Raw genomic sequence first — 13,571 nt, forward strand, 5'->3', positions numbered from 1 at the left:
GGCTGGCGCCGGGTCAGCGCCCCAGGGTCAAGCCGAAGCCGGCGGCCTGCTGGTAGGTGGCCTCCTGCTCCAGGTCGTTGAGCAGCAGCGCCGGGTCGTCGTCACTGCCCAGACCCAGCGTCAGCGCGTCGCCGCTGGCCGAGAGCCGCGGTGTTTCGGGGGGCTGCTCGGGGCGCGAGTGGTTGAGGATCACCGCCAGGCGCAGCAGGCGGGCGAGGCGGGCATGGGAGTCGCGATCGGGGGCGGGCAGTGCCTGCCACTCCTTGAGCGGAAACTTGCGGCGGTGGGCGCGCACCAGGAAGGCCAGCAGGCGCTGTTCGGGCCGCGAGAAGCCGGGCAGGTCGGAGTGCTCCAGCAGATAGGCGCCGTGGCGGTGAAACTGGCTGTGGGAGATGGCCAGGCCGATCTCGTGCAGGCGTGCCGCCCATTCCAGGAAGCGTGCCTGGACGTCGCTCAGCTCCCAATCGCCCCTGACCTGATCGAACAGCGCCCGGGCCGTGGTGGCCACGTTGTCGGCCTGGCGCGCGTCAACCTGATAGCCGCGACTGAGGTTGTCGAGGGTCTTGAGCCGGCTGTCCTCGGCGCTGTTGCGGCCCACCAGGTCGTAGAGCACGCCTTCGCGCAGGGCGCCATCGGCGTAGCGCATGTGCTCGAGCTCGAAGGCCTCGAAGATCGCGCCGAGGATCGCCATGCCGGCGGGGAAGACCCGCGCGCGGTCGGGCTTGAGGCCCTCCATGGAGACCCTGTCCAGGCGCTTGGCCTTGATCAGCCGACGGCGCAGCTCGGCCAGCCCCTCGCGGGTGATCACACCCTCCTGCGTGGCCCCACTCGCCGCCAGCACCGCGGCGGCGGCCTTGATGGTGCCGCTGGAGCCCACCGGATCCTGCCAGCCCAGCTCCCGATAGGGGCGGCGGATGTTGGCCAGCTCGGAGAGGGCGGCGAGCTCGGCACGGCGCATGCGTTTCTCGCTGATCTCGCCGTCGCCGAAGAAGCGGCGCGTGAAGGTAACGCAGCCCATGCGCAGGCTCTCCAGGGCCAGGGGCTCGAAGCGCTCGCCGATGATGAACTCGGTGGAGCCGCCACCGATGTCGACGATCAGGCGCCTGCCATCCTCGGCCAGGGCGTGGGCGGCACCCAGGTAGATCAGGCGCGCCTCCTCGCGGCCGGCGATGATCTCGATGCGGTGTCCGAGGTTGGCCTCGGCACGCTCGATGAGGGTCTCGCTGTTGGCGGCGTCGCGCAGGGCGTTGGTGCCAACGACCCGCAGGTGGTCCTGGGTGACGCCCTCGAGGAAGGGGGCGAAGCGTGCCAGGCACTCCAGGGCGCGGGCCATGGTGGCCTCGTCGAGCATGCCGTCCTCGTCCAGGCCCGCGGCGAGCTGCACCTTCTCGCCCAGGCGCGCCACCACCTGCAGGCGGTCGTCCTGGTAGTTGGCCACCAGCAGGTGGAAGCTGTTGGAGCCCAGGTCGATGGCGGCCAGCCGGCGGGGATCGCTGGCGGCTTCCTGGGAGGTGGTGGCCGGGTCCTGTGGCGAGCTCATGGGTCTTCCTTCGGCGGGTCTCGAAAAAGGGTGCGGCCAAGCCGCGGCGCTGTCAATCGCCGCGGGCGGCAGGGCTTGCGTTCATCGGCGGGCTTGTCTAGTATCGAGGCGTTCGCCTGTTCCGAATGCTTTCCGACCGAACCGGCGATCCCGTCTCGGTCATTTCCAAGTCGTCAGACAGCCCACTGCATCAGTCCGCGTTCCCGGCCTTGCGGCTCCGAACCGCTGATCAGGCGAAACGAACCTGCTTCCTCGCTTTCGCTTTCGATATAGGCCCGGTGGCCCGGCAATCCCCGCGCGGTCTCCCGCCCATGGCCATTCGATGCATCACGACCAGAGGTGGCCTGTCCGGGCTCTGAACGCACCCACAGGGCGTCTTCGTCTCGCCTCCTGTCGCTTTTCCTCACGGCGCTTCGCCGCCCGGCTTACCAAGAGCAACGTCTGAACACACCGATGAATCTTACCGAACTCAAGCAAAAGCCCGTGCCGGAACTGCTGGAGATGGCCCGCGAGATGGGCATCGACAACCTGGCACGTTCCCGCAAGCAGGACATCATCTTCGCCATCCTCAAGAAGCACGCCAAGAGCGGCGAGCCAATCTTCGGCGATGGCGTGCTGGAGATCCTGCAGGACGGTTTCGGCTTCCTGCGCAGTGCCGACAGCTCCTACCTGGCCGGGCCCGACGACATCTATGTCTCGCCGTCGCAGATCCGCCGCTTCAACCTGCGCAAGGGTGACTCCATCTCCGGCAAGATCCGCCCGCCCAAGGAGGGGGAGCGCTACTTCGCCCTGCTCAAGGTCAGCGAGATCAACTTCGATCGGCCGGAGAACGCCAAGCACAAGATCCTGTTCGAGAACCTTACGCCGCTGTTCCCCGAGGAGCGGCTGCGCATGGAGATCGGCAACGGCTCCACCGAGGACCTCACGGCGCGGATCATCGACCTGGTGGCGCCCATCGGCAAGGGCCAGCGTGGCCTGTTGGTCTCCCCGCCCAAGGCGGGCAAGACCCTGATGCTGCAGAACATCGCCACCTCGATCACCCGTAACAATCCCGAGTGCCACCTGATCGTGCTGCTGATCGACGAGCGCCCGGAGGAGGTGACCGAGATGTCACGCACGGTGCGCGGCGAGGTGGTGGCCTCGACCTTCGACGAGCCACCGGCGCGTCACGTGCAGGTCGCCGAGATGGTGATCGAGAAGGCCAAGCGGCTGGTCGAGCACAAGAAGGACGTGGTGATCCTGCTCGACTCCATCACCCGCCTGGCGCGCGCCTACAACACCGTGGTGCCGAGCTCCGGCAAGGTGCTCACCGGTGGTGTCGACGCCCATGCCCTGGAGAAGCCCAAGCGTTTCTTCGGTGCGGCGCGCAACATCGAGGAGGGCGGCAGCCTGACCATCATCGCCACGGCGCTGGTCGACACCGGCTCCAAGATGGACGAGGTGATCTTCGAGGAGTTCAAGGGCACCGGCAACATGGAGGCGCACCTGGACCGCAAGCTGGCCGAGCGTCGCGTCTACCCGGCGATCAACATCCGCCGTTCCGGCACCCGCCGGGAGGACCTGCTCGCCTCCGAGGACGAGATGCAGCGCATGTGGATCCTGCGCAAGCTGCTCAACCCCATGGAGGATACCGCGGCCACCGAGTTCCTGATCGACCGCCTCAAGGATACCAAGACCAACATCGAGTTCTTCGAGGCCATGAAACGGCGTTGATTCTGGCCTGCTGCGCTCGACGATACGGCCAGTTCTCACCGCCTGGGCATAGAAATACCAGGCCGATGTGAGCGGCGCCGGGGACAGGTCGTAGAGGAGGTCCTATGCCAGGGATGGCATCGGTAGCGCCCAGGGAGGGGTTCACAGCGCCTCCTCGAAGGCCTGTCGCCGGAAAAGCCGCGGACTGAAACGGCCACGTGGTCGGACGAGAAAGGAAGGGGCGGCGTGCTATGCTGCCCCTTTCGTCATTCTGGAACCGGGACATCCGAATGAAGTACAAGGACCTGCGCGACTTCATCGCCGCCCTGGAGGCCCAGGGCGAGCTCAAGCGCATCACCGCCGAGGTCGACCCCTACCTCGAGATCACCGAGATCTGCGATCGCACCCTGCGGGCCGGCGGGCCGGCGCTGCTGTTCGAGAACGTCAAGGGCCACGCCATGCCGCTGCTCGGCAACCTCTTCGGCACGCCGAAGCGGGTGGCCATGGGCATGGGCCAGGACTCCGTGGCCGCGCTGCGCGAGGTGGGCGAGCTGCTCGCCTTCCTCAAGGAGCCCGAGCCGCCCAAGGGCTTCCGCGATGCCTGGGACAAGCTGCCGATCTTCAAGCAGGTGATGAGCATGGGGCCGAAGACGGTACGCTCGGCCCCGGTGCAGGCGCTGGTCTATGAGGGCGACGAGGTCGACCTCGATCGCCTGCCGATCCAGCACTGCTGGCCCGGTGATGCCGCGCCGCTGGTCACCTGGCCGCTGGTGATTACCCGCGGGCCCCACAAGAAGCGCCAGAACCTCGGCATCTATCGCCAGCAGAAGCTCGGGAAGAATCGCCTGATCATGCGCTGGCTCTCCCACCGCGGTGGGGCGCTGGACTTCCAGGAGTTCCAGCAGGCCCACCCCGGCGAGCCCTTCCCGGTGGCGGTGGCGCTGGGTGCCGACCCGGCCACCATCCTCGGTGCGGTGACCCCGGTGCCCGACTCGCTCTCCGAGTACGCCTTCGCCGGACTACTGCGTGGCTCGCGCACCGAGCTGGTCAAGTGCGGCCATGCCGACCTCGAGGTGCCGGCGTCCGCCGAGATCATCCTGGAGGGCTTCATCTACCCGGATGACATGGCGCCGGAGGGACCCTACGGCGACCACACCGGCTACTACAACGAGGTCGACCACTTCCCGGTGTTCACGGTGACGCGCATGACCATGCGCGAGAATGCCATCTACCACTCCACCTATACCGGCCGCCCGCCCGATGAGCCGGCGATCCTGGGTCTGGCGCTCAACGAGGTGTTCGTGCCGATCCTGCGCCGCCAGTTCCCCGAGATCGTCGACTTCTACCTGCCGCCGGAGGGCTGCTCCTACCGCATGGCGGTGGTGACCATGAAGAAGCAGTACCCCGGCCACGCCAAGCGCGTGATGATGGGCGTATGGAGCTTCCTGCGCCAGTTCATGTACACCAAGTTCGTGGTGGTGCTCGACGATGACGTCGACGCCCGCGACTGGAAGGATGTGATCTGGGCCATCACCACGCGCATGGACCCGGCCCGGGACACCGTGATGGTGGAGAATACGCCCATCGACTACCTGGATTTCGCCTCGCCGGTCTCCGGCCTGGGCTCCAAGATGGGCCTGGATGCCACCAGCAAGTGGCCCGGCGAGACCGACCGCGAGTGGGGCGTGCCCATCGTCATGGACGAGGCCGTCAAGGCCCGTGTCAGCGAGCGCTGGCACGAACTGGGCATCGACCTCCCCGACAAAACGACCCCCTGACAAGTGTAAGAGGCACTCATGACGCCAAGGATCCTGACCTGCCCGGTCACCGAGGTCGAGGACCTCAGCCCGGACGTCTTCCGCGTCCGGCTCGACGGGCGCGCCGAGGCGGCCGCCCACGACCCCGGCCAGTACCTGGAGCTCAAGCTCGACGAGGGAATCTGGGTGCCGTTCTCCATCGCCAATGCCTGGCGCGGTGACGGCGAGATCGAACTGCATATCCAGCACTGGCCGGAGCGCGACAACTCCGCTCGACTGCGCGAGATGGTCAAGGTCGCCAACCGCCTGACCCTGCGCCTGCCCGGTGGCGACTGCGTGCTCGACCCCGACAGCTCGCGCCCGCTGCTGCTGATTGCCGCCGGCACTGGCTTCGCCCAGATGAAGGCGCTCGTGGAGGGGGCACTGGCCGCCAACCCCGGGCGCGAGATCGCCCTGTGGTGGGCCGCGCGGGAGGAGCGTGACCTCTACTTGGAGCGCCTGCCCCGGGAGTGGGCCGAGGCGCATGCCGGCTTCACCTTCCATCCGGTCACCGAGGTGGCCCCGGAGCTGCCCTGGGCCGGCGAACGGGTGGTGGGCCATCGCGGACGCATCGACCAGGCCCTGGCCGCGGGGCTCGATGACGTCTCCGGCCATGACGTCTATCTCTCCGGCTCGCCGGGCATGGTCTACGCCTGCGTGGACGTGCTCGCCTCGCTGGGCCTTGCGCCCTCGCGGGTCTTCTCCGATGTCTTCGCCTATGCGCCGCGGGATCCCATCGTGCCCACAGCCGGCAGCCTGCGGCGTGAGGCCGACGCATGAGTGCCTCGCCGATCCTGATCACCGGTGGTGCCCAGCGCCTGGGGCGTCACTGCGCGGAGCAGCTGGTCAACGACGGCCATCCGGTGATCATCAGCTACCGGCGTGAGCGGCCGGAGCTCGAAGAGCTGCGCGAGCGTGGCATCGTCACCCTGCAGGCGGACTTTGCCAGCGAGGCGGGCATCCTCGACTTCCTGGTGCGTCTCAGGGCCGAGACGCGCTCGCTGCGGGCCATCGTGCACAACGCCAGCGACTGGGCGCCGGACTCTACCGGACCCGAGGCGGGGGCCACCTTCGAGCGGCTCTTCCGTATCCATATGCTGGCGCCCTACCTGATCAACCTGCATGCCCGCGAACTGCTCGAGGCGTGCAGTGAGCCCCAGCGCGATATCGTGCACATGACCGACTACGTGGTGCAGAAGGGCTCCAGGAAGCACGCCGCCTACGCCGCCAGCAAGGCCGGGCTCGATAATCTGACGCTGTCGTTCGCCGCCATGTACGCGCCCGACATCCAGGTCAACGCCATCGCCCCGGCGCTGATCATGTTGGGCGAGGGCGATGACGAGACCTACGCCGAGAAGGCCCGGGCCAAGTCGGTGATGCAGAAGGTGCCCGGCCCCGGAGTGATCTACCAGACGCTGCGCTACCTGCTCGACAACCGTTATGTCACCGGTGCGACGCTACCCGTGGACGGCGGCCGCCATCTGCGCTGAACCTGCGACTTTCGGTGTCGTGCCGAGGCGCGTGGACTTCGCTAGAATGGTGGCCACCCCAGACCCCAACCCTGACGCAATCGAAGGAGTGACACATGGCGGGACACGACGAGAACTTCCGTGACAGCAGCGGCCTGCTGTCCATCATCATGGGCCTGATCGTGCTGGTGGCCATGAGCTGCCTGCCGGCCACCATCGGCTGGTACCAGCTGTTTGCCGGCTGAGTTGGCCTTGCCAGCCTTGCCGCTATGCGGCAGGATGAAGCGACTGCTCAGGAGAAACCGATGATCGCATCCGCCACCCACCCATTCCGTCATCACGCCGCGTGCGGCCGTGCGGAATCGGCGTGCGTGGCCGCGTGCGGCTTCTGGTATGGCTATTTTATGACCGGTGTGCCGGCGGCCATGTCCTGAGCGCAAGACGCGACATCGCCGGAGGCACACCCACCAGGGCCGCCTCCACCAGAACCCCCGGACGGCAGCCCCGCCCGGGGGTTCTGCGTTTCACGGCCCCCACACCACAACCGACTTCGAGGAGAGAGACCATGACCGCATCCATCGCCATCCGCCAGACCCGGGACTGTGTGGGCTATTACGGCTACTGGCGATTTAGCGAGCTGCGGTCGGTCCACTCCGCCACGTCCGACCGTAGCGAGATCGGTGGCACCCGACAGACACGATGTATGACCGCTACCCGGAGTTGATGACACCATGAACGCTACGCTTGCCGCCGTGAACCTGAACGAATCCCAGCGACCCGCCGCCAACCCCGCTCGAGCGCTGCCCTCCCCGGGGGAGCTGACCCGCGAGCTGCCGCTCTCCGCCGACCTGTCGCGTCGCCTCGAGAACCAGCGCCACGCCGTCCACGATATCCTCGCCGGCCGCGATGATCGCCTGCTGGTGGTGGTCGGTCCCTGTTCCATCCACGACCCCCAGGCGGCGCTGGAGTATGCCCACCGGCTGGCGGAGCTGGCCGCACGGGTGGAGGACCGCCTGCTGCCGGTGATGCGTGTCTATGTGGAGAAGCCCCGCACCACCGTGGGCTGGAAGGGGTTGGCCTACGACCCCGACCTGGACGGCAGCGGCGACATGGCCCGCGGCCTCGAGGTCTCGAGACGGCTGATGCGCGATGTGGCCGCGCTGGGATTGCCGGTGGCCACCGAGTTGCTGCAGCCGATGCTGGCCCCCTATCTCGAGGACCTGCTCTCCTGGGTGGCGATCGGTGCCCGTACTACCGAGTCCCAGCTGCACCGTGAACTGGCCAGCGGTCTCGCGGCGGCGGTGGGCTTCAAGAACGCGACCGGCGGTGATATCGGCGTGGCCCTGGATGCCATGCGCGCCGCCGCCCACCCCCACAGCCATTTCGGCATGGATTCCGAGGGACGGCCGGTGATCCGTGATACCGCCGGCAATCCCCATACCCAGCTGGTGCTGCGCGGCGGTCACGGCGAGCCCAACTACCAGGCGCACCACGTCCAGGCGGCACGTCGCGCCCTGGAGGAGGCCGACCTCTCGCCGCGGCTGATGGTCGACTGCAGCCACGCCAACGCCCGCAAGGATCACCGCCGCCAGAGTGAGGTGCTGCTCGACGTGCTGGCCCAGCGACAGGCCGGCGAGAGGGCGATCGCCGGGCTGATGCTGGAGAGTCACCTCCACGAGGGCAAGCAGGCGCTGGAGCCGGGGCGGCTGCGCCACGGGGTCTCGGTCACCGACGCCTGCATCGGCTGGGAGACCACCGAACACCTGCTGCTCTCCGCCGCCGAGCGGTTGAGGTAATACGCGAGGCTGATCCGGCGCCTCTCACGCTGGTGGTGGCGGCATGGTGGCACCTGGGTCTGTACCCAGCATGGTGTTGTCGGGATAATGCCGACGATTGCCGATTCGCCACCCAGGAGCCCGTCATGCCGTTCCAGTTCGAGGAGCACGATCCCGAGTCCTACCGCCGCAAGGGGCGGCTGATCAGCCTGGCCATGGCAGGCCAGCTGATCATCTTCGGGTTGGTGTTCGTGCAACTGCTGCAGGCCGCCTTCGACGGCGGCTTCTGGCTCAACGTGCTGGGCGTGGTGCTGGGGCTGGTGGCAACCAGCCTGGTGTTTGCAGCCCTGCGTGAGCGTCCCTGGATGGCCGAGGTGCGTTACGCCTGGCAGCTCAAGCACCACCTCTCCCGGGTCAGCGGCTACCTGCCGGCGCTGCGCCGTGGCATGGCGGAGGACAACGCTACCGCCCTGGACCTGCTGGCCTTCTACCACCAGGGCATGGCCCAGCTCGCCGAACTCAACGGGCGCACCCTGGATGACGACGCCGAGCTGCTTGCCGAGCGCGAGGTAGTGCGGGTGGCCCGCCGCGAACAAGGCCTGCCCGAGCGCGTCGATGGCCTGGACCCCCACGACCTGGCGGCCTTCCGCAGGGGCTGAGTCCTGTCCAACCGCCTCGCGCAATCCCCTTGGGCGGGCGTTTCATCGCCCTGTCACCTTGCTTAACTAGCCTGTCCTCGTCCTGGAGGCGTCTTCACGCCTCCCCCCATCCGACGAGGAGTCTCCCATGAGCAAGGAAATCGAGGATCATCGCGTCCTTAACCCGGGCACCAATGAACCCTTTGCCTCCGTACTCGAGCGCCATGTCTCGCGGCGTAGCGTGATGCGCGGTGGCCTGGGTCTGGCTGCCGCCTCGATGCTGGGCTTCGGTGGCGCCGCCCAGGCGTTGGCAGCGAGCACTAACCAGAAGAAGACGCCGCTGAGCCTGGCCTTCGAGTCGATCGCCGGTTCGCGCACCGACGCCGTGGTGGTGCCTGAAGGGTACACCGCCCAGGTGCTGGTGCCCTGGGGCACGCCGCTCGCGGGCGAGGCAACGGATTGGAGCGGTGATCTCGCCATGACTGCCGAGCGTCAAGCGCAGAGCGTGGGCATGCATCACGATGGCATGCACGGCTTTCCGCTGGACGAGGAGAGCGCCTCGCGGCGCTTCGTGCTGGCGCTCAACAACGAGTACATCGACCAGCAGGCGCTGTGGGCGCCCCAGGGCGGTCCCACCAATGCCGAGGAGGGGGCTCGCCCCGCCGAGGAGTCGCGCACTGAGATTAACGCCCACGGCGTGACCCTGGTGGAGGTGAAGCGGGGCGACGATGGTCGCTGGAGCCATGTGCAGGATTCGCCCTACAACCGCCGCTTCACCAGCGCGACCGAGATGGAGCTGGCTGGCCCGGTCGCCGGCAGCGACTACGTGAGGACCAAGTTCTCGCCGGAGGGACTCCTCACCCGCGGTACCAACAACAACTGCGGCAACGGCTTCACCCCCTGGGGCACCTACCTGGCCTGCGAAGAGAACTGGCCCAACATCTTCGTCAACACCGGCGAGCGTTTCGCCGACGACGCTCGCATCGGCATTCCCACCGAGCGTGGCCGTTACGGCTGGGAGACCTCAGCAGGCGACCCTTCCGAGCAGAACGACGAGTTTGCGCGCTTCGATATCACGCCGCGCGGTGCCGACGCTGGCCAGGACTACCGCAACGAAGCCCGCACCTTCGGCTACCAGGTGGAGATCGACCCCTACGATGGCAGCCGCCGTGCCGTGAAGCGTACCGCCCTGGGTCGCTTCCGCCACGAGGGCTGCTGGCTGGGCAAGCTCGAGCCCGGCAAGCCGGTGGTCTTCTACTCCGGCCACGACGCGCGCAACGAGTATATCTACAAGTTCGTCTCCGCTGCCGCCTGGGATCCGGCCGATGCCAACCGCCCCGGTGCCAACTTCGATCGTCTGGCGATCGGCGCCAAGTATCTGGACGAGGGTACCCTCTACGTGGCGCGCTTCGATGCCGATGGCAGCGGTGAGTGGCTGCCCCTGACCCCGCAGGCACGGACCACCGATGGCCGTCGTCTCCACCAGGCCCTGGGGCTGGCTGCCGACGACCAGGCGGGCATCATCATCAACACCTGCGACGCTGCCGATCTGATGGGTGCCACGCCCATGGACCGCCCCGAGTGGGCCAGCGTCGACCCCGCCTCCGGCGATGTCTATATCACCCTGACCAACAACAGCAAACGCACCGAGGCGGGCAGCGAGGCGACCTATACCAACGAGGGGGGCGCCATCGATGAGCTCGGAGTGGGCTTTGCCACCGCACCAATCAACGAAGCCAACCCACGCCCCGACAACGGCGCCGGGCATATCATCCGCTGGCGTGAAGGCAGCGATGAAATGCGTTTCGCCTGGGAGGTCTTCGTGTTCGGCGCCGCCGCCACCGACGGCGACAACCGCTCGGGCCTGACCGAGGCCAATCAGTTCGCCAGCCCCGATGGCCTGTGGTTTGACGATCGTGGCGATGGCCAGGGCATCCTGTGGATCCAGACCGACAACGGCTATGAAGGAGTTGCCGAGCATACCAACGACCAGCTGCTGGCGGTGGTGCCGGGTGCCCTGGAGGGCGGCGTGGTCACGCCCGAGAACCAGCAGCACCTCAAGCGCTTCGCCGTGGGGCCCAATGGCTGTGAGGTCACCGGGATCTTCGCCACCCCGGACAAGACCGCACTGTTCATCAACATCCAGCATCCGGGCAACTGGCCGGCCTCCGAGGATGCCACGCGGGAGACTCAGGGCAGTGTTCGCCCGAGGGCCTCTACCGTGGTAATCCAGAGGCAGGATGGCGGCCCGATCGCCGTCTGACCCGGCTTCGCCGGGAGCTGTAAGCCGTAAGCCTTAAGCTGTAAGAAAAACCGCCCCGGCAGCCTGGCTGCCGGGGCGGTTGCGTTCATGCTGTCTTCGAGCTTCGAGCTTCGAGCTTCGAGCTTCGAGCTTCGAGCTTCGAGCTTCGAGCTTCGAGCTTCGAGCTTCGAGCGCCGGGCATAGCCCGGCGCTCGGTCAGGCCTTGGCGGCGTAGGCGTAGAGCAGTGTCTCCTGGGCGCTGATCGGTGCGGCGTCGCCGGGCTGCTGCTTGAGGTAGCTGCCGTCGGGCTGCAGCAGCCAGCTCTGACAGTTGTCCACCAGGTAGGTCTCCAGGTCCTTGCGCACTCGTGCCGCCAGCTTCTTGTCGAGCAGCGGGAAGCAGGTCTCCACGCGGTGGAACATGTTGCGGGTCATGAAGTCGGCACTGGAGGCCCACACCTCCGGCTTGCCGCCATTGTGGAAGTAGAAGACCCGGGTGTGCTCCAGGAAGCGGCCCACGATCGAGCGCACCCGGATATTCTCCGATACCCCGGGGACCCCGGGACGCAGGCAGCACTGGCCGCGGATGATCAGGTCGCACTCCACGCCGGCCTGGGAGGCACGGTAGAGCGCCTGGATCAGCTTCGGCTCGGTCAGCGAGTTGCACTTGACGATCAGGTGGGCGCGCTTGCCCTTGCGAGCCTCCACCGCCTCGCGCTCGATCATCGCCACCAGCCCTTCGTGCAGGGTGAAGGGGGCATGCAGCAGCGTCTCGATGCGCCGGGCCCGGCCCATGCCGGAGAGTTGCTGGAAGACCTGGTGAACGTCCTCGCAGAGGGTGGGGTTGGCGGTGAGCAGGCTGTAGTCGGTATAGAGCCGGGCAGTCTTGGAATGGTAATTGCCGGTGCCGAGATGCGCATAGTGGCGCAGCTTGTCCTTCTCGCGGCGGACGATATGCATCATCTTGGCGTGGGTCTTGTAGGCCATCACGCCGTAGATGACGATGGCGCCGGCTTCCTGCAGCCGCGAGGCCAGCGACAGGTTGTCGGCCTCGTCGAAGCGCGCACGCAGCTCGATCACCACCGTGACCTCCTTGCCGCCTCGCGCAGCCTCCACCAGCGAATTGACGATGGGCGAATCGGCTCCGGTGCGGTAGAGGGTCTGCTTGATGGCCAGCACGCCCGGATCCCGGGCGGCTTCCGAGAGCAGGTCCTCGACCGGCGCGAAGGACTGGAAGGGGTGATGCAGCAGCACATCGCCAGCGGCGATGGTGTCGAACAGGCTGCTCCCCTTGCCGAGGTTCTTGGGAAAGCCGGGGGTGAAGGGGCGGTAGAACATGTCGGGCAGGTCGACGTCACCGATCAGGGACATCATGCGGGTCAGGTTCACCGGGCCGTTGACCCGGTAGAGGTCCTCCTCCTCCAGCTCGAACTGCTTGAGCAGAAAGGTGGCGAGCTCCTCCGGGCAGGTATCGACCACCTCCAGGCGCACGCCGCTGCCGTAGCGGCGCGCCAGCAGCTCGCCGCGCAGCGCCGAGGCCAGGTCCGAGACCTCCTCGGGGTCCACCGACATGTCGGCGTTGCGGGTCAGGCGGAACTGGTAGCAGCCGCGCACCGTCATGCCCGGGAACAGCTCCTCGGCGTGGGCATGGATCATCGAGGAGAGGAACACGGCCTCCTTGAAGCCCTCGTCGCAGAGTTCCGGCGGCATCTTGATCACCCGGGGCAGCGAGCGTGGTGCCGGCAGGATCGCCAGGCCCCCTTCACGGCCGAAGGCGTCCTTGCCCTCGAGTTTGACGATGAAGTTGAGGCTCTTGTTGACCAGCCGCGGAAAGGGGTGGGAGGGGTCCAGCCCGATTGGGCTGATCACCGGCATGATCTCCCCCTCGAAGTAGTCGCGAACCCAGGCGCGCTGGGCCTTGGTCCAGTCGCTGCGGCGCCGGAAACGCAGCTTCTTCTCCAGCAGCGCCGGCAGCAGCACCTCGTTGAGGATCTGGTACTGGCGTTCGATCTGTTCATGGGCGATCGTCGAGATCTCGCTGAGCACCGCCCGTGGCGAGCGGCCGTCGGCCCCGGTGCTGGCGTCGCCCAGGGCCAGCTGGTGCTTGAGCCCGGCGACCCGGATCTCGAAGAACTCGTCCAGGTTCGACGAGAAGATCAGCAGGAACATCAGCCGGTTGAGCAGCGGGTGCGACTCGTCCAGGGCCTGCTCGAGTACCCGGATATTGAACTGCAGGTGGGAGAGTTCGCGGTTGAAGTAGAGGGAGGGGTCGCTCAGGTCCGCGTCGGCCTGGGGCTTGGCCTTGGGCTTGATGCCGGCGCGGGTCTGGTTGAGGCGCGGGGTCGGGATATCGACCCCGCTCTCCTCACCGATCGGGCCACTCAGTTGCTGCATCACGGCGGGGACGTTTTCGGGACTG

Annotated in this window: 11 protein-coding genes; 9 read left to right on the forward strand and 2 right to left on the reverse strand. The window is 67.3% G+C overall.

Annotation, left to right across the window (positions count from 1 at the left end):
• Positions 1 to 13: 13 nt before the first annotated feature.
• Positions 14 to 1,540 carry an exopolyphosphatase gene (gene ppx, locus GRB96_RS01165; RefSeq protein ID WP_161430067.1) on the reverse strand — a complete coding sequence of 509 codons (1,527 nt, stop codon included), beginning with the start codon at positions 1,538 to 1,540 and terminating at the stop codon, positions 14 to 16.
• Positions 1,541 to 1,993: 453 nt separating this feature from the next.
• On the opposite strand from ppx, the gene rho reads away from it, so the two are divergent.
• From rho to GRB96_RS01200, 9 genes are all read left to right on the forward strand, one after another.
• Positions 1,994 to 3,253, forward strand: coding sequence for a transcription termination factor Rho (rho, locus tag GRB96_RS01170; protein WP_161430068.1), 1,260 nt, complete (start codon positions 1,994 to 1,996; stop codon positions 3,251 to 3,253).
• A 269-nt stretch (positions 3,254 to 3,522) separates the two neighbouring features.
• Positions 3,523 to 5,010 carry a 4-hydroxy-3-polyprenylbenzoate decarboxylase gene (ubiD, locus tag GRB96_RS01175; RefSeq protein WP_161430069.1) on the forward strand — a complete coding sequence of 496 codons (1,488 nt, stop codon included), beginning with the start codon at positions 3,523 to 3,525 and terminating at the stop codon, positions 5,008 to 5,010.
• Between the two features lie 18 nt (positions 5,011 to 5,028).
• Positions 5,029 to 5,808, forward strand: coding sequence for an NAD(P)H-flavin reductase (locus GRB96_RS01180; RefSeq protein WP_161430070.1), 780 nt, complete (start codon positions 5,029 to 5,031; stop codon positions 5,806 to 5,808).
• Positions 5,805 to 6,518, forward strand: a complete 714-nt coding sequence (folM, locus tag GRB96_RS01185) for a dihydromonapterin reductase (RefSeq protein WP_161430071.1) — start codon at positions 5,805 to 5,807, stop codon at positions 6,516 to 6,518. The genes GRB96_RS01180 and folM overlap by 4 nt, the downstream gene beginning before the upstream one ends.
• A 95-nt stretch (positions 6,519 to 6,613) precedes the next feature.
• Positions 6,614 to 6,742: a hypothetical protein gene (locus GRB96_RS15730; protein WP_023004631.1), complete on the forward strand. Its 129-nt coding sequence runs from the start codon at positions 6,614 to 6,616 to the stop codon at positions 6,740 to 6,742.
• Positions 6,743 to 6,802: 60 nt separating this feature from the next.
• Positions 6,803 to 6,931 (forward strand): hypothetical protein, encoded by a 129-nt coding sequence (locus tag GRB96_RS15735; RefSeq protein WP_276608733.1) that lies wholly within the window; start codon positions 6,803 to 6,805, stop codon positions 6,929 to 6,931.
• A gap of 297 nt (positions 6,932 to 7,228) precedes the next feature.
• Positions 7,229 to 8,293 (forward strand): 3-deoxy-7-phosphoheptulonate synthase, encoded by a 1,065-nt coding sequence (locus tag GRB96_RS01190; protein WP_161430072.1) that lies wholly within the window; start codon positions 7,229 to 7,231, stop codon positions 8,291 to 8,293.
• Positions 8,294 to 8,418: 125 nt separating this feature from the next.
• Positions 8,419 to 8,931: a DUF3087 family protein gene (locus GRB96_RS01195; protein ID WP_161430073.1), complete on the forward strand. Its 513-nt coding sequence runs from the start codon at positions 8,419 to 8,421 to the stop codon at positions 8,929 to 8,931.
• Positions 8,932 to 9,058: 127 nt separating this feature from the next.
• Complete coding sequence (locus GRB96_RS01200) at positions 9,059 to 11,173, forward strand: PhoX family protein (protein ID WP_161430074.1); 2,115 nt, start codon at positions 9,059 to 9,061, stop codon at positions 11,171 to 11,173.
• Positions 11,174 to 11,368: 195 nt separating this feature from the next.
• On the opposite strand, the gene ppk1 is transcribed toward GRB96_RS01200, so the two are convergent.
• Entirely contained in the window at positions 11,369 to 13,546 is a 2,178-nt protein-coding gene (gene ppk1 / locus GRB96_RS01205) for a polyphosphate kinase 1 (RefSeq protein ID WP_420841779.1), read from the reverse strand.
• Between the last annotated feature and the right edge of the window lie 25 nt (positions 13,547 to 13,571).

It is taken from the genome of Halomonas alimentaria, from assembly GCF_009902005.1.
Classification (GTDB): domain Bacteria; phylum Pseudomonadota; class Gammaproteobacteria; order Pseudomonadales; family Halomonadaceae; genus Halomonas; species Halomonas alimentaria.